The organism is Bacteroides sp. 43_46 (genome assembly GCF_001915455.1).
GTDB classification, from domain to species: domain Bacteria; phylum Bacteroidota; class Bacteroidia; order Bacteroidales; family Bacteroidaceae; genus Bacteroides; species Bacteroides caccae.
In genome coordinates this window covers 1-25282 of the sequence record NZ_MNQN01000128.1, presented here as the reverse complement: position 1 = coordinate 25282, position 25282 = coordinate 1, and the positions used below count along the sequence as shown (strand labels likewise).

General features: G+C 42.0%; 20 protein-coding genes. 6 read left to right on the top strand and 14 right to left on the bottom strand.

Annotated elements, in window-relative coordinates:
• A partial coding sequence (locus tag BHV72_RS16025) for a hypothetical protein (RefSeq protein ID WP_286856655.1) occupies positions 1–310 on the bottom strand: 310 nt, incomplete at its 3' end.
• Between the two features lie 490 nt (positions 311–800).
• On the opposite strand from BHV72_RS16025, the gene BHV72_RS16020 reads away from it, so the two are divergent.
• Positions 801–1052 (top strand): hypothetical protein, encoded by a 252-nt coding sequence (locus BHV72_RS16020; RefSeq protein ID WP_153880752.1) that lies wholly within the window; start codon positions 801–803, stop codon positions 1050–1052.
• 440 nt (positions 1053–1492) lie between these two features.
• On the opposite strand, the gene BHV72_RS16015 is transcribed toward BHV72_RS16020, so the two are convergent.
• Both BHV72_RS16015 and aspA read right to left on the bottom strand, forming a co-directional pair.
• Complete coding sequence (locus BHV72_RS16015; protein ID WP_122295644.1) at positions 1493–2863, bottom strand: FAD-dependent oxidoreductase; 1371 nt, start codon at positions 2861–2863, stop codon at positions 1493–1495.
• Positions 2864–3091: 228 nt separating this feature from the next.
• Positions 3092–4525: an aspartate ammonia-lyase gene (aspA, locus tag BHV72_RS16010; RefSeq protein WP_005675390.1), complete on the bottom strand. Its 1434-nt coding sequence runs from the start codon at positions 4523–4525 to the stop codon at positions 3092–3094.
• Positions 4526–4701: 176 nt separating this feature from the next.
• Between aspA and BHV72_RS16005 the strand changes: the two genes are divergently transcribed.
• From BHV72_RS16005 to BHV72_RS15995, 3 genes are read left to right on the top strand one after another with little or no spacing between them, the layout of a single operon-like run.
• Positions 4702–6012, top strand: coding sequence for an anaerobic C4-dicarboxylate transporter family protein (locus BHV72_RS16005; RefSeq protein WP_122295645.1), 1311 nt, complete (start codon positions 4702–4704; stop codon positions 6010–6012).
• 32 nt (positions 6013–6044) lie between these two features.
• Positions 6045–7103 (top strand): L-asparaginase 2, encoded by a 1059-nt coding sequence (gene ansB, locus BHV72_RS16000; protein ID WP_005681734.1) that lies wholly within the window; start codon positions 6045–6047, stop codon positions 7101–7103.
• 15 nt (positions 7104–7118) lie between these two features.
• Positions 7119–8306, top strand: coding sequence for a porin (locus BHV72_RS15995; RefSeq protein WP_274666195.1), 1188 nt, complete (start codon positions 7119–7121; stop codon positions 8304–8306).
• Positions 8307–8438: 132 nt separating this feature from the next.
• On the opposite strand, the gene BHV72_RS15990 is transcribed toward BHV72_RS15995, so the two are convergent.
• The 5 genes from BHV72_RS15990 to BHV72_RS15970 form a co-directional block, all read right to left on the bottom strand.
• A complete protein-coding gene (locus BHV72_RS15990) occupies positions 8439–11372 on the bottom strand; it encodes a M60 family metallopeptidase (RefSeq protein ID WP_005675385.1) in 2934 nt (977 codons plus the stop codon).
• Positions 11373–11471: 99 nt separating this feature from the next.
• Complete coding sequence (locus BHV72_RS15985) at positions 11472–12863, bottom strand: DUF1735 domain-containing protein (protein ID WP_122365322.1); 1392 nt, start codon at positions 12861–12863, stop codon at positions 11472–11474.
• Positions 12864–12891: 28 nt separating this feature from the next.
• Positions 12892–14967 carry a RagB/SusD family nutrient uptake outer membrane protein gene (locus BHV72_RS15980; protein ID WP_022041551.1) on the bottom strand — a complete coding sequence of 692 codons (2076 nt, stop codon included), beginning with the start codon at positions 14965–14967 and terminating at the stop codon, positions 12892–12894.
• Between the two features lie 20 nt (positions 14968–14987).
• A complete protein-coding gene (locus tag BHV72_RS15975) occupies positions 14988–18338 on the bottom strand; it encodes a TonB-dependent receptor (RefSeq protein ID WP_022041550.1) in 3351 nt (1116 codons plus the stop codon).
• A gap of 57 nt (positions 18339–18395) precedes the next feature.
• Positions 18396–19340 carry a FecR family protein gene (locus tag BHV72_RS15970; RefSeq protein WP_229093631.1) on the bottom strand — a complete coding sequence of 315 codons (945 nt, stop codon included), beginning with the start codon at positions 19338–19340 and terminating at the stop codon, positions 18396–18398.
• Positions 19341–19516: 176 nt separating this feature from the next.
• On the opposite strand from BHV72_RS15970, the gene BHV72_RS15965 reads away from it, so the two are divergent.
• Positions 19517–20077, top strand: coding sequence for an RNA polymerase sigma-70 factor (locus tag BHV72_RS15965; RefSeq protein WP_005675375.1), 561 nt, complete (start codon positions 19517–19519; stop codon positions 20075–20077).
• Between the two features lie 123 nt (positions 20078–20200).
• Positions 20201–21748 carry a sulfatase family protein gene (locus tag BHV72_RS15960; protein ID WP_022041547.1) on the top strand — a complete coding sequence of 516 codons (1548 nt, stop codon included), beginning with the start codon at positions 20201–20203 and terminating at the stop codon, positions 21746–21748.
• Positions 21749–21837: 89 nt separating this feature from the next.
• Here BHV72_RS15960 and BHV72_RS15955 read toward each other — a convergent pair whose 3' ends face one another.
• From BHV72_RS15955 to BHV72_RS19665, 6 genes are all read right to left on the bottom strand, one after another.
• The gene (locus tag BHV72_RS15955; RefSeq protein WP_002558131.1) at positions 21838–22059 is read right to left on the bottom strand and encodes a DUF2795 domain-containing protein; all 222 of its coding nucleotides are present in this window, start codon (positions 22057–22059) and stop codon (positions 21838–21840) included.
• A 73-nt stretch (positions 22060–22132) separates the two neighbouring features.
• On the bottom strand, positions 22133–22696 hold the full coding sequence (locus tag BHV72_RS15950) for a cob(I)yrinic acid a,c-diamide adenosyltransferase (RefSeq protein ID WP_286856640.1): 564 nt from the start codon (positions 22694–22696) through the stop codon (positions 22133–22135).
• Positions 22697–22742: 46 nt separating this feature from the next.
• The gene (locus tag BHV72_RS15945) at positions 22743–23366 is read right to left on the bottom strand and encodes a hypothetical protein (RefSeq protein ID WP_005681744.1); all 624 of its coding nucleotides are present in this window, start codon (positions 23364–23366) and stop codon (positions 22743–22745) included.
• A gap of 170 nt (positions 23367–23536) precedes the next feature.
• Positions 23537–24220 (bottom strand): energy transducer TonB, encoded by a 684-nt coding sequence (locus BHV72_RS15940; protein ID WP_005675349.1) that lies wholly within the window; start codon positions 24218–24220, stop codon positions 23537–23539.
• A 344-nt stretch (positions 24221–24564) separates the two neighbouring features.
• Positions 24565–24909 carry a DUF4890 domain-containing protein gene (locus BHV72_RS15935; protein ID WP_005675348.1) on the bottom strand — a complete coding sequence of 115 codons (345 nt, stop codon included), beginning with the start codon at positions 24907–24909 and terminating at the stop codon, positions 24565–24567.
• A 101-nt stretch (positions 24910–25010) separates the two neighbouring features.
• Positions 25011–25139, bottom strand: a complete 129-nt coding sequence (locus tag BHV72_RS19665; protein ID WP_423191634.1) for a hypothetical protein — start codon at positions 25137–25139, stop codon at positions 25011–25013.
• Positions 25140–25282: the final 143 nt, after the last annotated feature.

Genomic DNA, 25282 nt, shown 5'->3' with positions numbered 1-25282 from the left:
AGGTATCATAAAGGATTCCGGCTGCTTTATATCTTGTGATTTCTTTGTCTTGTTTGCCTAAAAGTGATAGGTATATTGAACAAAGTTTTGATTTATCTATGCAATATCGTTCCAGTTTTTCGATATACATCAAAGTAGCCCCTCTTTCATTTCGACTCATAAACTCCTGAACACTGTCATCACTGATGATGTCGATGCCCGGTCTTTCGTAGTCCACAGTGATTTCTCGCATCTCTATCAAGACCCAGATATATTCTGTCTCGAATCCGTACTTTGCAGCTGCCTCTTCTATACTAATCCATTGTGCCATAGCGTTTGTTCTTTTATGTGTCATACAATAAGGGAATGAATAATACTTTATTCATGTTTATTAGCACAACGAGCATTCACTCTTTTTGCAGTCCAGCTGGCGGGAACTGGCTAGAGTATGTTGAAGGTTTATGAAACCGACCGGATACAAAAAAGACGTGAATGCTGCTGCACCATTATCCACTTCTGCGGCCTAGCAAACCTTTAGGAAGATAATGATAACAACAGACATCCACGCCATGCATTTATATATAACACATCTCTATTTAGGAAGATAATGATAACAACAGACATCCACGCCATGCATTTATATATAACACATCTCTAACTGATATGTTGATATACAGCCATTCACGTGGAGTATCTGTTGTATCATCTCTCTCCTAAATAGAAACTGCTAGATTTCAGAAGTGAGAGATAATACACTTTTACTCCATTAGGAAATAAAAACGCCTTCTGCCAATTTCATCACGCTGATGAGCAGAAAGCGTATGACAAAGATATATCTTTTTTTGAAATGCAGCAGAAATACAGGAATAAATACAGGAAGTTCTGTATTATCCGACTACTCTCTTCCATATAAAAAAACGAAAATCCTCTTTCAACCTATCACCTACTTTGCCAATCCCTTTATTCATCATGCTTTCAGAACGGTGATAGGTTGTTTGCAACCTATCACCTCATCTATCACCTATCACCTGCTAATTTGGATAAAATCTACTGTAAACGAAAGCGGTAACTAGGGGCAATTTCTGTTTCCCGGTGAGAAACAAAGTGCTTCAAGGCATGAAACGATTGGTTTCAAGGCTCTGAAACTTTAGTTTCAAGCGTTAGAAACTAAAGTTTCTCACCTTTGAAACTAAGGTTTCCTGCCTTTGGAACTAGAGTTTCCAGCCTTTGAAACTAAAGTTGCGCCGCAGGAAACAAGTGGTTAGATTATATATTGGCTAATAAGGAAGGAGAGGCGTACTTCTGCAAATTTGGTGGTAATTTAGCAAGTCGGTAGTATCTCCATTCCCTTCCTTCGGGAAGGAGGGGTGGCTGAAAGCCGGGGTGGTAGGTGGACACACAATGCTGATAATAACCGACTTACGCATTCACCTACCACCTCCCCCTACGGGGACTCCTCCTTCCCGAAGGAGGAGAATGGAGTTACTACCGACTTTTAGATAGCCTCTTGCTATTATGAGAACAAATCATTTAATGCTTCACTCATACTGGGGTGAGTAAAGATGAAATCACGCAGAAAAGTATAATCCTGCCCTGTCTTCATGGCGACAGCAACCGTGTTGATTACCTCGCCGGAATCGGGGGCAAACAATACACAGCCTAATATTTTTCCCGTATTCTTATCAATGATAGCTTTCAACAGGCCGTCCGTTTCTCCCAATGTCTTGGCTCTCGGTATTGCCATAACGGGTAACTTCTTCACAATAATATCCCGATTCTGCCAGCGGGCTTCCTCTTCATTCAGACCGATACGGGACAATGGCGGGTCGATAAAGACAGAGTAACTGACCGGATTACGGTCGCCCGTCCGCCGTTCTTTATCACCGAATAAGTCTTCACGGACAATCCGGTAATCATCCAATGAGATATAAGTAAATTGCAATCCGCCTTTCACATCGCCTACGGCGCGTATATTCGGATTAGTCGTTTTCAGGTATTCATCGACAATGATAGCTCCACGCACATCCACCTCTACTCCGGCCACTTCCAGATTCAAGTCTTTCGTGTTAGGCCGCCGTCCGGTGGCCAGCAACACCGCGTCGGCTTCAAGCACAAACACCTCGTTAGTCTGCGAATCGGCGAAAGTGACGATTGCTTTATCTTCAACACGATTCACCGACTGCACCTTGGCGTTCATCCGGAAAACAATACCTTTCTTCTCCAATGTCTCTTTTACGCTTGCAGCAATATCGCGGTCCTCACGGGCTATCAGTTCCGGATAACTTTCGAGCACCGTCACCTGCGAACCGAACGAAGCATACATAGACGCAAACTCCAAACCGATATAACCGCCGCCGATAATGACCAGACGACGGGGAAGGTCGGCCAGTTCCATAATCGAGGTGCTGGTATAGACAAACGGATTACCCGCAACTCCCTCAATAGGAGGAATCACCGTTTCCGCTCCCGTATTGATAATGATCTGCTTTGATGTCAACCGTATTTCTTCCGTAGCCGTGCGGACAGCAACCACATCGGCGGAAACAAAAGAACCTATGCCCGTATAGACGGTCACATTGGGGTTATCCGCCAGATTATGGTAATTCTTGTTTCGCAATGCACTTGTCACGGACTCCTTCACAGAGACAGCATTCCGGTAGAACTCACTTCTTTCTTCAAATGTGGCGTCCTTCAGAGCCGAAGCCATTTTTGCCTGATGCACCAATGTCTTTGTGGGAATACACCCTATATTAATACACGTTCCCCCGTACATCTTGTCCGAACGTTCAATAATGGCAACCTTCTGCCCACGCTTTGCAAACTCTGCCGCAAGGGTCTTTCCGCCCTTACCGAAACCGATAATAATAACATCAAATGCATTCATATCTATATACTTTTAATTGGTTCTGATTAGACCTTGCCAGGTTCATCTTTAAATGATAATGCAAAGGTCGTTACTTCCGGAGGGATAAGCAATAACCATTTTGCCGGATAAGTTAGCAATTATTCCCGAGAGGGGAAAAAGTAAGAAATAATGAAAGTCGCCGGCACAGATATGACATCTGCCCGGCGACTTACCTATTGAATCAAATTCCACTTACTATCACATCAATCAATGGTTCGGATGAATATCCAGTTTCACCGGTTTTATCATATTTTCCGGTTCGAGGATAGTGTCCAGGTCTTCTTTGGAAAGGATGTCATGTTCAAGGACAAGTTCATAAACTCCCTTTCCTGTTTCCAACGCTTCTTTGGCTATTTTTGTAGAATGCTTGTAGCCGATTACCGGATTCAGTGCGGTCACTACTCCGATACTGTTGTGCACATCTCTGCGGCATTTATCCTCATTCGCCGTGATACCGTCGATACATAAAGTACGCAAAGTATCGAACCCGTTCATCAATAAATCGGCAGACTCGAAACAGCACTGCGCCATTACGGGCTCCATTGCGTTCAGTTCCATTTGGGCGGCTTCACCGCTCATTGCCACACAAAGGTCGTTTCCTATCACTTTGTAGGCTACCTGATTCATCACTTCGGGAATGACAGGATTCACCTTTCCCGGCATAATGGAAGAGCCGGGCTGCATGGCGGGCAGATTGATTTCTCCCAATCCGCAACGCGGGCCGGAAGCCAGCAAACGCAAGTCATTACATATCTTATTCATCTTGACAGCCACACGCCTCATCGCAGCCGAATAGCCTACCATGCAGGAAGTATCCGAGGTGGCCCCCACCAGATCATCCGCCAGTTTTATATCCAGTCCCGTTATCTTACGCAAAGCGGCGATACACTTTTCGGCATATTCCGGTTCGGCGGTGATTCCGGTTCCAATAGCCGTAGCACCCATATTGACTGTCAGAAAATCCTGTGCGGCAAAATCGAGGTTCTTCACTTCATGCCGGAGAATGCTTGCAAAGCCGTTGAAAGTCTGTCCGAGTGTCATCGGTACGGCGTCTTCCAGTTGGGTACGCCCCATTTTGATGACATGGGCAAATTCTGTTGCTTTCTTGCGGAAAGATTCAATCAGTACCTCAAAATGTTTTACCAGTTTGAGGTGGGTGTAGTACAGTCCGATGTGAATGGCGGTAGGATAAGCGTCATTGGTAGACTGCGAACGGTTCACATGATCGTTGGGCGAACAGTATTGATACTCCCCTCGCTGATGTCCCATTAATTCCAACGCACGGTTGGCAATCACTTCGTTGGCGTTCATATTCGTAGTAGTACCCGCGCCTCCCTGAATCATGTCTACCGGGAACTGGTCGTGATGTTTCCCTTCCAGTATTTCTTTACAGGCCTTCAAGATAGCGTCCGCCTGTTCTTCCGTCAACAAGTCCAGTTCGCGATTGGCAACGGCAGCTCCCATTTTTGTAATAGCTAATGCCTGAATAAACAGAGGATATTCATTCAAGTGAAACTTACTGATGCGAAAGTTTTCAATACCACGGAGTGTCTGCACTCCGTACAGTGCACTTTCCGGCACTTCACGACTACCTATCAAGTCGCTTTCTGTACGAGTTTTTTTTGATAAATTCTGTTCCATATCGGTTGTTTTATAACAATAACATTTTGGTTAGTACTTATATAACCAACGAGAAAGGTTATTGTTTTAATAAATATGCAAAAACTATTCAATAACTTTTTTGTTGTTAATACAAGAAAAAGAAAATACAAAGAGAGAAATCACTTATCTTTGTTTCGAACTTAAAACAACAACCTATGATATTACAATTAGCATTTGTTCTGACAGCCATTATTATTGGCGCACGCCTGGGAGGTATCGGGCTCGGTGTTATGGGAGGCGTCGGATTGGCGATACTCACGTTCGTTTTTGGTTTACAACCTACCGCCCCTCCTATCGACGTCATGTTGATGATTGCCGCCGTTATCTCGGCAGCTTCCTGTATGCAAGCCGCCGGAGGACTGGATTATATGGTGAAACTGGCAGAACATTTGCTCCGTAAAAACCCGTCACACGTCACACTGTTGAGCCCGTTGGTGACTTACCTTTTCACGTTCGTTGCAGGAACGGGGCACGTGGCCTATTCCGTACTGCCGGTCATTGCAGAAGTCGCCACCGAAACCAAGATTCGTCCGGAACGTCCGCTCGGCATTGCGGTGATCGCTTCCCAGCAGGCTATTACGGCAAGTCCTATTTCCGCCGCTACCGTTGCGTTACTCGGACTATTGGCCGGTTTTGACATCACTCTGTTCGACATCCTTAAAATCACAATTCCCGCTACAATAGTGGGAGTGTTGGTAGGCGCATTATTCTCCATGAAAGTCGGCAAAGAACTGGTGGAAGACCCCGAATATCAGAAACGCCTGAAAGAAGGTCTCTTCAATAACAAGAAGGTGGAGATTCAAGACGTAAAGAACAAACGTTCCGCCATGCTTTCCGTTATCATTTTTATATTGGCGACTGCCTTCATCGTCCTTTTCGGTTCTTTCGAAGGGATGCGTCCCAGCTTCCTTATCGACGGAGAGATAATTACATTGGGAATGTCCTCTATCATCGAAATTGTCATGTTATCGGCTGCCGCCATTATCCTGATAGTGACCCGGACGGACGGTATCAAGGCAACGCAGGGTTCTGTATTCCCGGCCGGGATGCAAGCTGTCATCGCCATCTTCGGTATCGCCTGGATGGGAGATACTTTTCTTCAGGGGAATATGGCACAGCTTACTTTCTCTATTGAGGGAATTGTCCGTCAGATGCCGTGGTTGTTCGGTATCGCCCTGTTCGTGATGTCCATCCTGCTATATAGCCAGGCAGCCACCGTGCGGGCATTGGTGCCGCTTGGGATTGCGTTGGGCATTTCGCCTTATATGCTGATTGCCCTGTTCCCGGCAGTAAACGGATATTTCTTTATTCCGAACTACCCTACCGTAGTGGCCGCCATAAATTTCGACCGGACGGGGACAACAAAAATCGGTAAATATGTGTTGAATCATTCGTTCATGATGCCCGGACTGGTGTCTACGGTCGTGGCGATTGCTTTGGGATTGCTCTTTATACAAATATTCTAACTATATATTATTAACCTAAACATCATTCAGTTATGAAACAATTCAAGAGATTTGGTCTGGTAGTAGTCGCACTACTATGTACCGTTGCAATGGCTTTTGCCGCAAAACCGAATATTCATATCCTTGCCACCGGAGGAACTATTGCGGGTACAGGAAGCTCCGCCACCGGAACCAGCTACACAGCAGGACAGGTTGCTATCGGCGCATTGCTTGATGCAGTGCCCGAAATAAAGGATATCGCCAACGTGACAGGCGAGCAGATTGTGAGAATCGGTTCGCAGGACATGAACGACGAAGTCTGGCTGACACTTGCCAAGAAAATCAACGAGCTGCTGAAACGTCCGGATATCGACGGAATCGTTATCACTCACGGAACGGACACGATGGAAGAAACTGCTTACTTCCTGAACCTGACTGTCAAGAGTGACAAACCTGTCGTGCTGGTAGGTGCCATGCGTCCGTCTACCGCGCTAAGTGCCGACGGCCCGTTGAATCTTTACAATGCCGTAGTCACTGCCGCCGCCAAGGAATCTAAAGATAAAGGTGTGCTGGTTGCCATGAACGGCCTGATCCTCGGAGCGGAAAGTACCGTGAAAATGAATACCGTCGACGTACAGACTTTCCAGGCCCCCAACTCCGGCGCACTGGGTTATGTGCTGAACGGGCAGGTTTTCTATAACCAGGTGACACTGAAGAAACATACCACTCAATCCGTATTTGATGTGACTCACCTCACTTCATTGCCTAAAGTCGGTATCGTATATAGCTACTCCAACATCGAGGCAGATATGGTGACTCCGCTACTGACACACGGATACAAAGGAATCATCCATGCCGGAGTAGGAAACGGAAATATCCACAAGAATATCTTCCCGGTACTGACCGACGCACGTAGAAAAGGTATCCTGGTGGTTCGTTCTTCCCGTGTCCCGACAGGTCCTACCACGCTTGACGCGGAAGTGGATGATGCCAAGTATCAGTTTGTCGCTTCACAGGAATTGAATCCGCAAAAGTCGCGCGTATTGTTGATGCTCGCTCTTACCAAGACCACGGACTGGAAGCTAATTCAACAGTACTTTAACGAATACTAAAAACCGGACTGACTTATGAAAAATTTGATTTTTATGCTGCTCCTTGCGGGCAGCATAGGAGGAGTCTATGCGCAAAATGCGGAAAAGAAGGACAAGTTCTCCCCCGATACTCCCCTGTTCGAAGAGCTGACGAACGTAAAGAAAAAGACGGATAAGTTCAATTTATACCTGAATATGCAAGGTAGTTTTGACGCCCACTTCCGGGATGGATTTCAGGAAGGTGATTTTAATATGCACCAGCTCCGCATCGAAGCGAAAGGGAATATCAACAACTGGCTGTCATACCGTTACCGCCAGCGCCTCAACCGCTCGAATGATGCCAACGGCATGATTGACAATCTGCCGACTTCTATCGACTACGCCGGTATCGGAATTCAGTTAAACGACCAATTCAGTCTTTTTGCCGGAAAACAATGTGCCGCATACGGTGGTTTCGAGTTCGACCTGAACCCGATTGATGTCTACCAATACTGCGACATGATTGATTATATGAGCAATTTTATGACGGGATTGAATGTCGGTTATAATATCACGCCCGATCAGCAGCTGAACTTACAGATATTGAACAGCCGCAACAGTTCTTTCGACAGTACGTACGGAATCACGGAAGACGCCGAAGGGAATATCCCCGATTTGAAGTCGGGCAAAATGCCGCTAGTTTACACGCTGAACTGGAACGGTAATTTCAATAATGTATTCAAAACCCGTTGGTCGGCTTCCGTCATGAACGAAGCCAAAAGTCATAATATGTACTATTATGCAGTGGGAAACGAGCTGAATCTCGGCAAATGGAACGCGTTCATCGACTTCATGTATTCAAAGGAAGATATTGACCGGAAAGGCATTATCACGAACATTGTCGGCCGTCCGGGCGGACATAATGCATTCGATGCGGGTTATCTGTCCGTAGTTGCCAAATGTAATTACCGGTTCCTGCCGAAATGGAACGCTTTCGTGAAAGGTATGTATGAAACGGCTTCGGTTACGAAGGCGTCCGAAGGAATAGAGAAGGGGAATTACAGCACTTCATGGGGATACCTTGCCGGTATCGAGTTTTATCCAATGGAAACCAACCTGCATTTCTTCGTCACGTATGTAGGACGGTCCTACGATTTCACTTCCCGCGCCAAGGTGCTGGGACAGGAGAATTACAGTACCAACCGGGTTTCAGTAGGGTTCATCTGGCAAATGCCTGTATTCTAAAAATAGAGCTCTGTTTTAATATTCAAGTAAGAATGCTTTTCCGCATCTCTACTTGAATATTAAAACAGTAGCTCATATGATTAGTGTATGTGTTAAGTTATTATCCTGATTGATCGAAGGCTTTTCTCTTTTTTATCTACTGCCGGTCACCAAAGTCCGGCTTCCATCCCAACCTACCGCCTCAATCCGAGTCGCTCCGGTAGGATAATCCACACGAGTTGTCTTATTAGTCACGTCACCAGTACCGACTATACAAATATCAGTCAGTTCTTTGCCTTTATATGTTTCAAAAGCAACTACATTCTTCCATATAGCATGGTCTACCGTGACATAATCAGTTCCTTTGGTAATCCCGGAATTAAATGTTCCTTCTACGTTACTTTTGCTCTTGAATGCTTCCACGCTGTTGGCCGAGATGTATTGCATACCGCCTGAAGGCAATGGTTTTCCTTCTCCGTAAGCTTTCACTTCATCTACCATTTCCTGCGTTATATTTATGGTAGCAACCGTGTAGTCATCCACCTTCACATTATCAAATACTTTCAGCAGCCCCATACCCTCGAAGAATCCGCAAAGATTCAGTCCCGAAGCGTCAATAGCACGTTTCATGAAATTCACATACCTCCGCCCCGGAGAGTAACTCTTGTCATTATCATGGATAGCCGCCCAATGCACATCAGGCCAAAAATCAGGTTTTATATCCGCTGCCATAAAATACATAGTCATTTGCCATAAAGGGATTAATTTCACAAACGGATCAGATTCCCATACGCCCGGTTTGTCGGTGGAAATAGTTGCCACTTGCATGAAGTACGATTTATGGGCAACCAAAGCTTCGTTCAAGAAAGCATTTATACGCCCGCCCGCCAAAGCCGAACGTGCTCCCGGACGCTTGAAGGATTCATGTTCCAGTCTCAGATAGCCTTCACTCAACGGATCGTTTCTCATCATATACTGAGCAAATGAACAGTAAAGATTATTGGTCACTTCCGTCCAACCATTGCCTTTCATCTGGGCAACCTGGTTGCCATGCCCAAACTCATGTCCGAAAACCCATACATTATTCTTTCTATAAAAGACCTTCGGAACCAACATCGCATCTTCCGTGTTGGGATAATTGGCACATACTCCGTTCCAGTTAGGACTTCCTCCCCAAGAACGGACGCCAAAAAAGCGGTTAGCAGGCACAGCATTGTTTTTCACCAGTCCCATCATCAAATATTCAAAATCCAACATACGGTCGTGCATATCGACTACTGCCTGAATTGCGTTTGGCGCACATTTGGCAAAGGCATTCACCGTATTCTGCAAGTGTACTCTTTGTCCCAGAATATCCATCATCGCATTCGGAATATCCACCGCACTTCTCTTAGCCCTCTCCAATATTTCCGGCCAAGTGGCATCCGTATCACCACGTCTTACATCCCAATAGCCAATCTGTTTACCGAAACAAAAATGAATATCGACATCTGTATCTCCGGCATCATCTCTCGTCCAATATTGAATATAGCCATTACCCGAATTTGCCGGAGTAATCACATTCAAACCTCCCCGCAAGGAGATCACGCTTTTCTTTCCACCTTCCCTATAATCGGCAATGGCAAGACTCAGCGGGGTATTGCTTGCTCCTTTGTACATAACGAAAACCAGCACCGGCTCTCCCTGCGTAAAATAGATTCCCGTCGGATTATCATATATGCTTCTTGAGCCTATAGTCAGTTCTTCTGCCACTATTTCAGGACTCTTGCAAGAATGGTAGGTACTAAAACGAAATTTTTTATCGTATTTCCCTTCCAGCAACTCTTTCGCTAATTGATAAATAACGGCGGTCTTGATCTCCTTAAGGCTTTCTGAAGTCACTGTACCCTTTAATTCCGAATAGGTCTCGTCCGTAAAGAACTTTTGCGCTTCCAAAATGTCATTTGTATTATCCGAATACTGATAACACTCAAACTCGGCCAGAGCCACATTGACGTTATCAATTCCGGGCGTCATCCGATCGATACGTACACGCACTTTACTCACTTGAAGGCTATTAACACTAATATCAACAGCCGCTCCCGCCGTTTGTGCGGCTACAAAACCGATTTCCTCATTCCAAGTAGTTTCGCCTTCTTTCAAAACCGAAACACCTCCACTGGCAAAAAGAGAATTTTTATCATTGTTCGAACGTTGCATCAAACGAACATAACCTATGTTTTCGGGCTGTTCCAATGTATATTCAATGATAATAGAATGTCCTCTATTGGCTTCCGGCGAACCTAGTGAGGCACTACTATAATTTGTCGAATAGTCTCCATCAATAGTTTTACTGACATCCTGATTGCCGTAAACATTGCCTTCTATAAGTTCCGCGCTTTTTACCTTCAATTTCGTATCACCCATACCTTCAGTGGAGGCTTTCTCCTGAATGATAGTAAAAACTACGGGGTCTTTTAACGCAGTTGAGACAAATTTAATATGCCCCGTGCGATTCTGAAACGTGATGTTCTTATGTACTGTAACCTTAAAAATCTTGTCTGAAAAAGTTCTTGTCACTATCGGTTGTTCTATTATTTCAACCCAGCCTTCCATATCAGCCTCTATCGTAGGTTCATTAGCGACATTAGAAGTTACAGTCAACAAAAATTCTTCACCCTCCTGTGTTACTTTCCTAGGGGTGGACTGATCAAAAAGAATCGCATATTCTGTTCCTAATTGAACAATTTTTATTTTCAAAGGCTGGCAACCCGGTGCCGTTAACCGGTATTCTGTCTCACGTTGCGTGGCTTCCTCATTCTCGGCAACGGAAAAACGAATGATAGCATTTTCTCCATCCGGAATGATTTCGTAATTACACCATTGAACAACTCCTAAAGAAGCAATTTCCCAGTCTCTCCGGTTCGTTATTACTTTCACGTCAAATGCTTCTACGGCATCCGAACCCAAATTGATTGTTTCACCAATCAAGTCTGTTTTTAGAAAGGGATCTATCACCTCTTCATCGTCACTGCAAGCAGTAAAAAGTAACAGGACGCATAACACTGTCAACATGGTACCAAAGTGTGTCTTCAAGAAATTTACCATAATAAATAATATTAGATTTAACTGATAAAAAATCCGTTGGCCGGAATCCTTTTATACTCAAACCAACCAACGGATAAAGTTATTTTTCAGATATATATCTTATTTAATGGATACTCCGTACAATTTAAGTTCAGCCAATCGGAATTGCCACCTTCCACCTGCATCAGTGGTACTCTCACAATTCCAAGTTTGTACTATACGTATAAACTTAACCGGGGTATCACAATGGCAAGCTGATGTTGTGAAAGAAGCTCCCAAGCTAACCGCGCCTGCCGCGCTCAAATCAGCCACACTATATGACTTTCGAGCATTAGGAATATCCTCAAATGTACCATCAACAGACCAAAGTACATCAAATCCTCTCAATAAAGAGACTTCATTTTGTAAACACTGTGTCCATGAGATGGCAAAATCTGTAACTCCTTCCGGAAGTTGCAATTGGAGATAAGGATTAGTGCCGCCGGTATCAACAAAGTTCCTATTAGGGAATGGAGTCTGCACATACGTTGCAGGATCTTTATCAAACAAACTCGCAGCAGTTGTATTACCTACAAAATCGGGGAAATTGAAACTCAACATAGAAGCATCCAACCCTTTGTTATTATACTCATATTCCTTACCCGTCACTGTCAGATTAAACTCCCGACTATCAAAATCAAAATTAATTCCTTCTATTTCGGTAATTTTAATAGCCACTCGTCCTCCTACAACCAGATTTGTCAAATCATCACCGCTTCCTGCCGATACCGACACCTTCAATGAAGCTTCTTTTCCCGGCTCAAACGTTACCAGACCATCATTTTCCAGCGTTACTGAGCTAGAAGACAAGTATCCTTCCTTTCCATCGTTATTCACAACTTCTACCTTAGCCGTGAAATCCCATTGGTTGTCTATCTCTAACCCCATAGGTATAGTAAATAAAACAGGATCCGAACTATTTATAAACCCTTGGACACATTCTTCCTCAGAGACTTTAAATTCCAGCTTCGGAGTGGTAATCACAGGCTTCATGACATAGAGATTATTCATAGAATTTACAGAATCCGTAGCACTAACCAGTGAAATGGGCAACACAAAAGTCTTATCAGCATTTTCCGGAAGTTCTACCAAGGCTTGAATTGCACTCGTTTTCATCACCACTTTGGACATTTTATATCTCTCATCGGACTGAAAAATCAACTCGCTGCCATCTATAGAATAGGTATTTGAAGGCAAAATAGTATAATTTTCATTGTATTCCTTCAATGCTTCATCCGACAATACGGTCAATTGAGCCTGAGCCGTTAATGACGGATCACATCCGGTCTTCATGATTGTTATATCAAAAGAAGCATCCTGACCGGTATTATAAAGAATTTTACTTTCTTCTCCGGTTTGCTTCAAAGACAAGATCTTATGATATTCTTTCGGATATGTATCATCATATTCATCGCATGCCGTATAGACAAATGACAATCCGCATAATAATGGTATAAATAAACTTTTCTTCATAAATTTGCTTTTTAAATTCATAATACAATTAGTAACCGTATGCCTGAACCATTTGCGGGTTTTTATACACTTCGGCATTCTGAATAGGAGCCAGATATAAACGGTCGTTCCATCTGAAAGGCTGGTCAATAGTAGTCCTTACATTAAATTTTTCAAACGGTACATCTTTCACCATTGCGTTCAACCCCTCACGTTTAGCACCAAAGTATTTCTGACCTTCCGCCCAACGACGCACATCATGATAACGATGGCCTTCATTCCAGAACTCAATAAATCGCTCATTATGAATCATTTCAATTAATTTACTCTGTTCCGGTACAGTCGTAGTCGTGGGAACACCGGCACGGTCACGAACCTCCTTCAAGTTGGCTAAAGCATTTGCCAGATTGGCACCACCTACGTTCGCCTGACATTCCGCCAGATTCAGATACAATTCTGCCAAACGTATAAGAGGTATCGGTTTGGTATCTCCAGCCTGGAAAGCTCCACCATCGAATACAAATTGAGCTGTCGGATTTACATATTTCTGGGTCATAAATCCTGTAACATTATAGTTACGCGGACTTCTGGTAAGGTCGTATCCATGTCCTGCAGCAGTCTTCATGTTCAAAACGCATGGCGAACCTGCATCGCCACTGCTGGCCTTCAACAACTTTGAACCGTAATCACCACCATCGAACGCCATCCATGCGTAAAAACGCGGTTCACGGTTCACACAAAGTTTAATAATATCCTCTCTATTGTTTCCTGCTATTCCTGCTTTTTGGAACCATTCTGCTCTTGAAGCAAAATCGCCTGTTGAAGCGGCCTCTTCAGGCAACACACCATCTTCCGTATAGAAATGTTCAATGGTATATAGCGTCGGAGAAATAGCTGAAAATCCCCCTGCCCAAGAAGTCTTATTGCCTGTTTGGAATATATGCGCCGGTATACGTCCCTGTATTCTTGAATTAATATTCTTACCGGTTAGCCCCCAGATTAATTCCTTATTATGCGGATAGCGGGAAGCAACCATATAACGAAGCATCATTACTCTTTCTTTGAACTCTCTGTTCTCCTGGATATTATTATCCTCCTTTCCCGGCACATAAGGTAACCACTTATCATTATTTCCCAGTTCTGTCTGATACAATGTCATATCAGAAGCTTCCGTTCCATAAAGACGGCATCCACCCTCATTAAGCGCAAAATCCAACGCCTTCTGACAGGCCTCCATCGCTCTTTCCCATTTTTTCTCATTATAACTACTGCTTACCAGTTCAATGCCATAATCATCCCGTCCGATAGATTCTTTATATTTAGCATCATCACCTACAAAAAAGTCTTTATCCCCGGGAGTATTCACTTTATTCTTCCATGAAGAAAAAGGGAATTGACCATTCCAAAGAGGAGAAGCAGCATACATCAGTACACGAGCTTTCAAAGCTTTAGCCATCGTAGAAGTAGCACGTCCCCATTCTGTTCCCTCACGGGTCGGCGGCAAATTCTGTGCTGCCAGATCAAGTTGATATGCAATCCAGTTAACACAATAATCATAATGACATCTTCCACCAAACTCGGAAGAGGGAGTACTCTGAGGTACATATTCCGTAATAACAGGTATAGGACCGTATTTTCTCAGTAATGCAAAATGATAATAAGCAATTAAAAAATGAGCTTCGGCCAACCACTGTTCTTTTTCACCCGGTAACCATTCCTGCAATAAGGTTTCACCGGGATTATTTTCGACTTGACGTAAAAAAAGATAGCATTGACCAATATACTTATAATAATTATCCCAAAGTCCATCCGGATTGGCTGCCGAGACTAAATTATATGCATAATCATCCCAAAAAGCTCCACTATCATTCCGCCATTCTATCGGCAGTGCAAACTCATCTGTGGAACCATTAAGAGCACTTGTGTGACCAATAGGAGAATCATCTTCCTGAAGTCCTGCATAACAAGTGAACAGAAATCCTAAAGTACTTCTCCGGGTCTTTGTGGCATCCTGTAGCCCTGCTTGTTCAGGCGGAACTACATCCAGATAATCACAAGAAACTAAATTAAATGAAAGAGCAGTCACAATCAGACCCACTCGAACTATATTTTTCAAAATATTCATATCTTCTATGATTTAGATTATTAGAAATTAAGTTGTAAACCTACATTGACCGTACGTTGCAACGGATAGCTATTCCAACTGCTCAATTCCGGATCCCACAAATCAAACGGGCTGAAACGAAGCAGATTCGCACCACTGACATAAATACGCCCATACGGAATTTTATAACCGATTTCCAAATTCTTCAGACGCAGGAAAGAACCATTACGCAACCAATAAGTACTGTTGACCGTATTATTACCTATATCACCGGTCGTCAATCCCAAACGCGGATATTCGGCATTCGGATTCGGATTATCTACCGACCAGTGATTATCTGCAATAAATTTCAACACATTCTTATTCGGTATACGATTCCCTTCAAGGAAGGGGTCCAAACCATTGATCAGAATGGAACGCAATGCAGAACCACTGAAGAAAATACCAAAGTCGAATTTTTTATAATTAACGGTACCACCGAAACCATATTGCAAACGTGGAACAGAACCGTACTTGGAAATCATACATTGGTCGTCTTCCGTTATTTTTCCATCACCATTCAAATCACGGTATTTGATATCACCGACCTTCGGAGTGCTATTTCCTACCATCTGTTCCGGGCTGTTGTCTATCTCCTCCTGGCTCTGGAACAGTCCTTCCGAAATATATCCGGTCAATCTGGAATATGGTTTTCCTGTTTCCGACTTCCAAATAGTAGGATAATCCGGTTCGTCTTTATAAACCAACTTATTTTTATTATATGTCAGGTTAGCCTGAAAACTAGCCCCCAAATCTTTAGAGAAATTCTTATGATAATTAAGGCTGAATTCCACACCCTTATTATCCATTTTACCGACATTTCCCCAAGGTTTTGCTTTACCATAACCCAAAGAATTAGGCCAAGACTGACGTTCCATAAATATATCGTAACGTTTGTCATAGAAATAGTCTATTGTTATATTCCAGTGGTCAAACAAAGTCATATCTACGCCAATATCAAATTTCTTCGCTTTTTCCCACACAGCATCCAGATTTGCATAATAGGCAATCTCCGGACCTCCCAATGTGTGATTCATACTCTCTCCAAATGTCCACTTTATCTGATCCAATTTATTATCCGTCAGCTTATCAATATATAAATAATAGCTTCCGCCCGCTTGTGCCAGATCATCGCTACCTACCAATCCATAAGAGGCTCTCACTTTCAGGTTATTCACCGCATTTTTCAAAGGTTCAAAGAACTTCTCATTACTGATAACCCATCCTAAAGACATTGCCGGGAAGAAACCGAAACGCTTCTTCTTGGCAAGACGTTCCGTACCGTTATAACCGAAGTTGATTTCAGCCAGATAACGTTGTCCGTAATCATATGTGAAACGTCCTGAGACTCCTTGATTACGATTAGGAAGCACATCACTTCTGTATTCCCTTTGCCGGTACATCAACATACCTCCGACATTGTGCAAACCAAATTGACGATTATAACTGATATTTCCCTGAAATTCAAATGTCTGATCCGAACTTCTGGCAATATCCGACTGTGCTATATAGTCTGCACCTTCCTGAATACGTTCCAAGTCATATTCCAACGGACTATCTTCACTGTATCCCACAGCTCTGAAAAGATAAGGAGTAATGGAACGATTGTAGGAACTGCTGGACCAGTTTTTAAAGTTTACCCAGATATTTGCCTTCAATCCTTTTGTTACAAACCCAAAATCCTGCTCCACTTTAATGACTGTATTCAATGTATTCGCATTCTGCTCCTTATAAGAAGTCATCATCTGCGCATAAGGATTAGGATAGAGATAGTCCGAACTCTGATAATCAGATCCATAGCGGATATACGTATCACCCGGTTGCGCAGGATAAGTTGCAGGGAAAGTTACCGGAGTAGTCGTCAGAATCATTTTAAACAAATCAGCACTATTGATATTAGGCCCTTTGTTCTGACGGATCTGAGCATTCATATTCATCCTGATTGTCGTTGTGGGGGTCAACTTATAGGAGATATTATTCTGGAACGTATAATTCATGATATTAATATTATTGTTCCACGAATAAGCTTTCTCCGTATTCAGCAAACCACTATCGTGGCTGACATTCAAGCTCATATAATACTTCACTTTTGTACCTCCTCCCGATACATTGATATTGGCACGCTGCGTCATTGTCATCTTTTTGAAAATGACATCCTGCCAATCCACATTCGGATATACATAAGGATTTACCCCGTCACGGGTCAACTGGATCCGTCTGTCCGAATACAATAATTGATCTTTCGATTTATTCGGATTTCTCGACAGGTCAGCTTCATTGTAAAGTTCCATATATCTGGGACCATCTACAAACTCAGGAAAATCGGACATGATATTGAAAGAGTTCTCCGCACTAACATTAACCTTCGTCTTCATATTGTAATCACCTCCCTTTGTAGAGATTATCATTACACCATTTGCACCGCGTGCACCATAAATTGCAGTTGCAGAAGCATCTTTTAAGATGGAGAAACTCTCGATATTTTCCGCCGGCACATAGTTCAGATCAGATACTGAAATTTCTACATCGTCCAATAATATAAGCGGTGTTGTACGCCCGCCAAAAGTAGAAATACCGCGAATATAAAAATCAGCCCCGGAACCCGGCTCTCCTGTTTTAGTGGTAGCAATCACACCTGCCAGCTTACCGGCAAACGAAGTACTTAATTGTGAAGTCGGCATTCGTAAAATATCTCCTTTCACATTTGTAATAGCCCCTGTCACACTCACTTTCTTTTGTACTCCGGAACCTACAACAACGACCTCGTTCAACGTCTGCTGTTCTCCGGACATCGTGACATTAACCACCCCTAAATCTTCTACCGGAGCTTCACGTTTCTGGTAACCGATGTACGAGAAGACCAGTACGGCTTTGTCTCCGCTCACAGAAATAGAATATCTACCATTCAAATCCGTGATAGTTCCACTTTTCTGACCTTTCACAACAATGTTCACACCTACCAACGGCTCGCCGTCTATGGCGTCTGTAACCACACCTGTGACGACTCTTTTCTCTCCTTTCTGCTGTACACTCTGTTTATTCACTTTCAGTACAACTTCGTCTCCCCGGACTAAATAGTTAACATTACTCCCTTCAAATACAACTGACAATACTTTTTCAATCGTACCTTGGCAGTCAATGTTTTTGCGCTTTACTTCATCCAAATCTGCTGCATCGTAAAAAAACACATAATTACTGTTTTTTTCGATCTGACGGATAGCTTGTACTTCACTAAAATACCCTTTCACCTTTATGACTCCCTGTGCTGCTATTGCAATCAATGGGAAACAAAAGATTCCAAACCAAATGCACATGAGGTACTTCCACCTGCCATGCTGTTGCTTTTCTTCCATACTAAATAATTAAAAGATTAACATTAAAAAATTATACAAACATACTATAGTATACCTTTAACGGAATATGATATATTCTCCATTTTCCTTTCTATATCGCCACCCTGTACTGAAGCACATTTTTTCAATAGCTTCTTCCAATGACTCATTATAACGTAGACGCCCGTTTAACAGATTCTTGGTTGCCTGTCCGTGTTCCAATGATATTTTTACATTATATATTCTTCCTACAATCTCAATCCATGAACTTAAATCAACATTTGTAAATTCATAATTACCATCTTTCCATTTCACTCCTTGCATTTCATCCACTTTCACGCTTGCCTTCTCCGCGTTGAAGGTCAATTCTTGCGAAGGTTTCATCTCAATAGTATGCTCAGTACCTACTATCGTAAAATCGACTTTACCACTAAACAAAGTGACTTTAGAAATATTTGCCTGTTCCTGATTAATTAAAAAAGAAGTACCTTTTACTTCTACAAAAGCCCTATCAATGTATACGATAAAATGTTTGCCATCCTGTTTATAAACATCAAAATGGGAATTTCCTTTCAACCACACTTTTCTATTCTGAACAAAATTCTCCGGATAACGGATAGAACTTCCCGGATGCATCCAAACTCGTGAACTATCAGGCAGCATATATAGACGCCCTTCTTTTGATACAACTTCTACAAAAGCATCTTTCGCCTCATTTACCTTATTTCCGGAGAAATACATCCAAGTTGCTCCAAGTAGCAAAACAAGAGCTACGGCAGCTACAGATAGCCAATATGGTATATAAACATGCTTTTTCTGTTGTCGGCAATCCAGACATTTCTGTCTTACCATTTTCCACATCTTTCGCCCTACTTCATCGTCAAGTTCTTTTTGTCGATCCATATTCCATTGCAGGTGCATTCTTTCTTCAAACTCTCGATGATGAAATAGTTCCTTTTGTTCTTTTTCATCCAGTTTGTCTGCTAATAAAGCTTTGATTTGTTCATATAGTTTCTTATTCATATCTATCTTTTTCACATTTTTCATTTTCATTATAAAACAAGCGTCTCTAATATTAAATACGAAACTTTTATGTCTATCCCTACATTGCATTGAACTTTTTTTCGAAAAATCAGAAAGCAGTTCTTTAGAACGCTAACCAGTCCTTTTTTTCTTATCTTTGCAAAACAATTATAATTATGCACGTAATGGAGAAAACATCTGTTTTAGCAAAATTAAAACAAGGAGACGAAACCTCATTTACCTTTGTATATGATCATTATTGGCGGAAAGTATACAGATTTTCAGAGATTTATCTGAATGACGACGAGGAAATAAAAGAGGCAGTACAAGAGGTTTTTATCAAATTATGGGAATCGCGTGCATCAATCAACGAAAACAAAGACATAGACGGATTACTCTTTATTATGACTCGTAACACAATTTTTGATTACTTCCGCAAAAGTCTGAATAAGGTAACGATGAAAATTACTGCTCTTGAGGTTGCTGAGAAAATTGCTATATCTGATGAGACGCTCGAAGTTAAGGATCTACTGGAATATATATGGAAATTAGTTTCTTTACTTCCACCACGACAACAAGAGGTTTTTATCATGAGCAGGAAACAACAAATGACAAACAAAGAAATAGCAGAACAACTTGATATTAGCGAGAAGGCGGTAGAACGTAATATCTACTTTGCTTTAAAATTCATAAAAAAGAATTTGAACCTATTTATTTTCTTCATTACGATACCATAAGAGACATTCTGCGTTTTAACTAGTTTTAACTGGGTTTGATATAGTGCTGGGCTAAAAATATACGTATTTATTAATAAGACACAAAGGTATAAGTTACCTTAAAACCTATAAATAAATATACCCATGAAACAGTATGCATTATTAGCTTTTCTTTCGCCAGTTGCAAGCCTATTGGCGGTTACAGGTCCGGCACAAAGCGAAAAGCTCAAAACCAAAACAAATCCTCAAAAGCAGCCAAACGTCATTTTTATCTATGCAGATGATCTGGGATATGGTGACCTCGAATGCTATGGAGCCAAAAACGTACAAACTCCCCATGTAAACCAATTGGCAGAAAGTGGTGTCCAATTCACCAATGCGCACGCCACTGCGGCAACAAGTACTCCTTCACGTTACTCCATGCTCACTGGAAAATATGCGTGGCGTGTACCGGGAACCGGTGTGGCAGCAGGTAATGCTGGTATGATTATCCGACCTGAAACTTACACGCTGGCAGATGTTTTTAAGAATTCCGGATATATCACCGGCGCTATCGGCAAATGGCATTTAGGATTGGGTGACAAATCGGGCATGCAAGACTGGAATGCTCCACTACCTACAGCACTGGGAGACTTGGGATTTGATTATTCCTATATTATGGCAGCCACAGCGGATCGCGTACCATGCGTGTTTATTGAAAACGGTAAAGTAGCCAACTACGATCCTTCTGCTCCTATTGAGGTTAGTTATCAAAAGCCATTCCCTGGCGAACCATTAGGGAAAGACCATCCGGAACTGTTGTACAATATGAAACATAGTCATGGGCACGACATGGCTATTGTCAACGGAATTGGTCGCATAGGATACATGAAAGGTGGTGGCAAAGCATTATGGAAAGATGAAAATATAGCCGACTCCATCACCGCACATGCTATTGATTTTATCGACAAGTACAAAAACCAGCCTTTTTTCTTGTATTTTGCTACAAACGACGTACATGTACCACGTTTTCCGCATGAACGTTTTAGAGGTAAGAATAAAATGGGAGTACGTGGTGATGCTATTGCCCAGTTTGACTGGACAGTGGGACAAATAATAGCAGCTCTTGAAGAACGGGGATTACGAGAAAACACATTAATTATCCTCTCTAGTGACAATGGTCCGGTAGTTGACGACGGTTATGATGACCATGCTGAGGAATTGCTTAACGGACATAGTCCTGCAGGTCCTTTTCGTGGTAATAAATACAGCGCATTTGAAGGAGGAACGGCGGTACCTGCAATTGTCAGTTGGCCGAAAGAAATCCCCGGTTCGCAAATTTCCGACGCCTTAGTATCACAAATCGACTGGTTTGCATCAATGGCTGCTCTAATCAATGCAAAATTACCAAAAGGAAGTGCGCCAGATAGCCAGAACCGCTTAAACACATGGCTCGGAAAGGATCAAACGGATCGCCCATGGATTATAGAAGAATCTTCAACCATGTCTGTACGTACCAAAAATTGGAAATATATTGAACCAAACGATGGACCTGCCATGATTACCTGGGGCCCAAAAGTAGAGACTGGAAATTTGAAAACTCCTCAACTTTATGACATGAGAGTTAGAGAATATGAAAAGGAAAACCTTGCGGACCAACACCCCGAAATAGTCTACGAAATGCAGAATATTCTGAGACGAGTTAGAAAATAGAAATACCAAAAACGATGTTCATCAATAAAAAATTCCCGATAACTTTATCACAAGTTATCGAGAATTTTATATGTTCGGTCATTTATAAATTAATACTCTTCCTCGTTAAAGAAAAAATCCTCCTTACTAGGGTAATCCGGCCAAATATCTTCGATACTCTCATAGATCTCGCCCTCATCTTCCATCTCTTGGAGATTCTCAATAACTTCAAGAGGAGCACCCGAACGCATGGCATAATCAATCAATTCGTCCTTGGTTGCCGGCCAGGGAGCATCTTCAAGTTTTGATGCTAGTTCCAATGTCCAATACATAATCTTGAGTATTTAAAGTGAATACTAATCTGTCTTATTTTCTATATTTTCGGCAAAAGTATAATAAAATCTATCATTTCCAACTATTATCCCAAAATATTTCATTATTTTGTTCATCAAAATTCATTTTCCGAGATAAAACAAACAAATAATCTGATAATCTGTTGACAAAAGCTAGTACTTCAGGGGAAATTGTACAAGTTTCGGACAAAGCCAGAATGCGTCTTTCTGCTCTCCGGCAAACGGTACGACAAACATGGCAGATGGCCGCTCCACGACTTCCTCCAGGAATAATAAACGCACAAAGTTCCGGTAATTGTTCATCCAGTTTATCAATCTCCCGCTCGATACGTTCCACATCTTCCATTGAAATGATACTGGCGGCTTTCAGTTGTGTTTTTTCCTGATCGGTAGCCAAATGCGACCCGATAGCAAATAACTTATGTTGTATGCCCAAAATAAAGTTCCTGTCAGTCTCATTTTGCAAATAAGTATTCAGTAATCCCAAGTTGGAATTAAGCTCGTCCACTGTTCCATAAGCTTCCAAACGAATGTGGGTCTTCGGAACACGACTACCACCAACAAGACTTGTTGTTCCCTTATCTCCGGTTTTTGTATATACAAGGCTCCTTTTCATAATCTTCCAATTTATTGATCTATATAAGGTAAACGTACAAAGGTTCTCAGAAGTTGACGATATAATGTTGTTTTATCTTTGTTTTATCAAAAAAGAGCAAGCCTATATCGTACAGGTCGAAGGTAATGCCTACCCGTTCGTCAGCCTGCAATCTTTTCCAGAATGCCCGCATTTCTTTAGAATAACAGATTCCATGCACGACAAACACACTTTTCAAGGTGGTCCGGCGTACACAAACCCGAAAGACTTCCTCCAGCAAACACGGATTCTGATAATCGTTCAGATATAGAAAATCTACCGGAACGTCCGTATCCAGAAACAGTTCCGACAAGTCAGAGGCAAAAAGATATTCCGCAGAAGGTTTCGCCGATTGAAGATAAAGTGAGGTCACCGAAGGACGACCTACCTCTACAATAGTAGCAGGTTGCACTTTATTCACCAGCCGGAACAAGAAACGATTTACCTTCTGTGTACCTTTATTACACCCACGCTCCTCTACGATTTTCTTCTGTTCTTTCTCCAAAGAATCATAAGCATAATAAGGCATCTTTTCATATATCACATCCGTTATCAGACTAAATGCAAACGGAGAATGTACACCATATCCGCAACGGTAACGGAAGCGGGAAAGCCAGATAAAGGGTCTTTTAAGACAAAGTAGAAGATTCATAAAATCAACATTTGTTTTTATTCTTCTTGCAAAGATATGTTTTTTTATTTCATAGAAGCAATCCGGAAAAGAAATGTTATAAGTATCCTGCGATTGAGAATGTCGGATTTCAATAAAAAAGGGCCGATCCCTTTCGGAACCGGCCCGCATTACACATCTATTTCAAGCAACTACTGTAACCTGAATACTACAGGAACGGTATATTTTACTCGAACTTTCTTACCATTCTGTACTCCGGGCCTCCATTTTGGCATAGAACTTATCACACGGATAGCTTCTTTATCCAAATATGCATCTACCCCTCGTACCACTTCGGGATTTGAAATTGATCCATCTTTGTCAACAACAAATTGGACAATCACTCTTCCCGCTGAACCCATTTCCTGAGAAATAGTCGGATACTTGATATTTGTACCCAAATATTTCATCAAAGCAGCCGTACCTCCGGGAAACTCAGGCATGATTTCTGCAACATCAACAATAACGTCTTCATCAACCACTTCCGTTTCCACCACTGGCGGTATCCAGACAATCTTATGAGTTGCATCCATATCCTCTCCAACTGTAGAAACATTATCCGCTACCTCTATATCGTTCTTTACTATTTCTAATATTTCTACGATCTTATTTTCGGGAGGTGGAGGCGGTTCCAGTTTCTCATCTGGGAATGTGATCGGAACTAACTCTGTAACAAAGATGGATTCATCATCTGATGATAGTGCTGCAACCCTGACATCATGTTGTGTCCATTCGAACGAAACGAACATGAAGGCAAGCGCAACAACCAAACCCATCAACAACCAAGAACCCCGTTGATTCTCGATTGTAGCCTTTTTTGATTTCTTGGCTTCCATAAAAAATGTGTTTAAGTAATTAATAATAGAAAATATATAGTATATATACTACTTTGCGTCTTTCCTCTTAAGCATTACTTAAAGTGCTCTCCAGCTGCAATAAATATAGCATTTTTATGGATAGGGTGTTACGTTGCTTCTTGTTTATTCTATTCTTTTTCCTTCTTTTGGATAAAATTTATGAATATCAGCCAGCAAAAACCTGCTTTATATCTATATAAATAATACCTTTATAAATACTTAATAGCCTATCATCTCCTCTAAAGTCACGATCACCAAACACATACGAGAAACGATAACGGGCCAATAAAACTAGCTAAAAAGAGTAAAAAAGAAATACTTTCTTATTTAGTTCTTTTCTTTCTATCTGCATTTTCCTTTTTACGCATATCCTGATATTTCTTATATTGTTCATCAGTCAGGATACTCTTTATTTTAGCTTCTCCCTCTTTTCTCTTCTTTTGCATCTCTTCGCGCGAAGGTCTTTCATTAGAATTTCTCTTTGTCGGTCGCATTTCTTCCATTGCAGCCTTAAAATCCTTGGCTTGCTTTTCATTCAGTCCCAGATCGGTTATTATCTGTTCGATACGCTTCTCTCTGTCAACTTTTCCTTTTTGACGATCCTGAGCCATACATACTGTTGAGCCGATTAACAACACAACAAGTAAACTTAAAATTTGCTTTCTCATAATTCTAACATAATATTAAATGAATAATATATGTTAGACCTTATAAGTGGCTGAAAGTTAATTCTATTCCAAAGAAAAAATACAGTTTTCACATTATTTATCTAACAAGAAAACGTTTTCCCTGTAGCTTTGCCATACCAGCGACGACGTCTTACGTGGAGATAAACAGGTTTGCCATGCAGAGGAAAGTTCTGAATCACTTTCTCATCAGTAAAACCATGTGAAATCACAGTTCCACTCTTGTAATCTGAACGTTCCAGGTAGTGTTTTTCATGAAGTCGTCATGCCAACAGGAGATCTCGAAATACTCCATTAAAACTTCGGGGAAGATGACTCGTAGTAGCTTATGCAGGTTGCGATTGGAAGGTATTGG

Coding starts and splice junctions, on each gene's coding strand:
- BHV72_RS16020 (WP_153880752.1), top strand. CDS start 801: ATGACAAAGATATATCTTTTTTTGAAATGCAGCAGAAATACAGGAATA.
- BHV72_RS16015 (WP_122295644.1), bottom strand. CDS start 2,863: ATGAATGCATTTGATGTTATTATTATCGGTTTCGGTAAGGGCGGAAAG.
- aspA (WP_005675390.1), bottom strand. CDS start 4,525: ATGGAACAGAATTTATCAAAAAAAACTCGTACAGAAAGCGACTTGATA.
- BHV72_RS16005 (WP_122295645.1), top strand. CDS start 4,702: ATGATATTACAATTAGCATTTGTTCTGACAGCCATTATTATTGGCGCA.
- ansB (WP_005681734.1), top strand. CDS start 6,045: ATGAAACAATTCAAGAGATTTGGTCTGGTAGTAGTCGCACTACTATGT.
- BHV72_RS15995 (WP_274666195.1), top strand. CDS start 7,119: ATGAAAAATTTGATTTTTATGCTGCTCCTTGCGGGCAGCATAGGAGGA.
- BHV72_RS15990 (WP_005675385.1), bottom strand. CDS start 11,372: ATGGTAAATTTCTTGAAGACACACTTTGGTACCATGTTGACAGTGTTA.
- BHV72_RS15985 (WP_122365322.1), bottom strand. CDS start 12,863: ATGAAGAAAAGTTTATTTATACCATTATTATGCGGATTGTCATTTGTC.
- BHV72_RS15980 (WP_022041551.1), bottom strand. CDS start 14,967: ATGAATATTTTGAAAAATATAGTTCGAGTGGGTCTGATTGTGACTGCT.
- BHV72_RS15975 (WP_022041550.1), bottom strand. CDS start 18,338: ATGGAAGAAAAGCAACAGCATGGCAGGTGGAAGTACCTCATGTGCATT.
- BHV72_RS15970 (WP_229093631.1), bottom strand. CDS start 19,340: ATGAATAAGAAACTATATGAACAAATCAAAGCTTTATTAGCAGACAAA.
- BHV72_RS15965 (WP_005675375.1), top strand. CDS start 19,517: ATGCACGTAATGGAGAAAACATCTGTTTTAGCAAAATTAAAACAAGGA.
- BHV72_RS15960 (WP_022041547.1), top strand. CDS start 20,201: ATGAAACAGTATGCATTATTAGCTTTTCTTTCGCCAGTTGCAAGCCTA.
- BHV72_RS15955 (WP_002558131.1), bottom strand. CDS start 22,059: ATGTATTGGACATTGGAACTAGCATCAAAACTTGAAGATGCTCCCTGG.
- BHV72_RS15950 (WP_286856640.1), bottom strand. CDS start 22,696: ATGAAAAGGAGCCTTGTATATACAAAAACCGGAGATAAGGGAACAACA.
- BHV72_RS15945 (WP_005681744.1), bottom strand. CDS start 23,366: ATGAATCTTCTACTTTGTCTTAAAAGACCCTTTATCTGGCTTTCCCGC.
- BHV72_RS15940 (WP_005675349.1), bottom strand. CDS start 24,220: ATGGAAGCCAAGAAATCAAAAAAGGCTACAATCGAGAATCAACGGGGT.
- BHV72_RS15935 (WP_005675348.1), bottom strand. CDS start 24,909: ATGAGAAAGCAAATTTTAAGTTTACTTGTTGTGTTGTTAATCGGCTCA.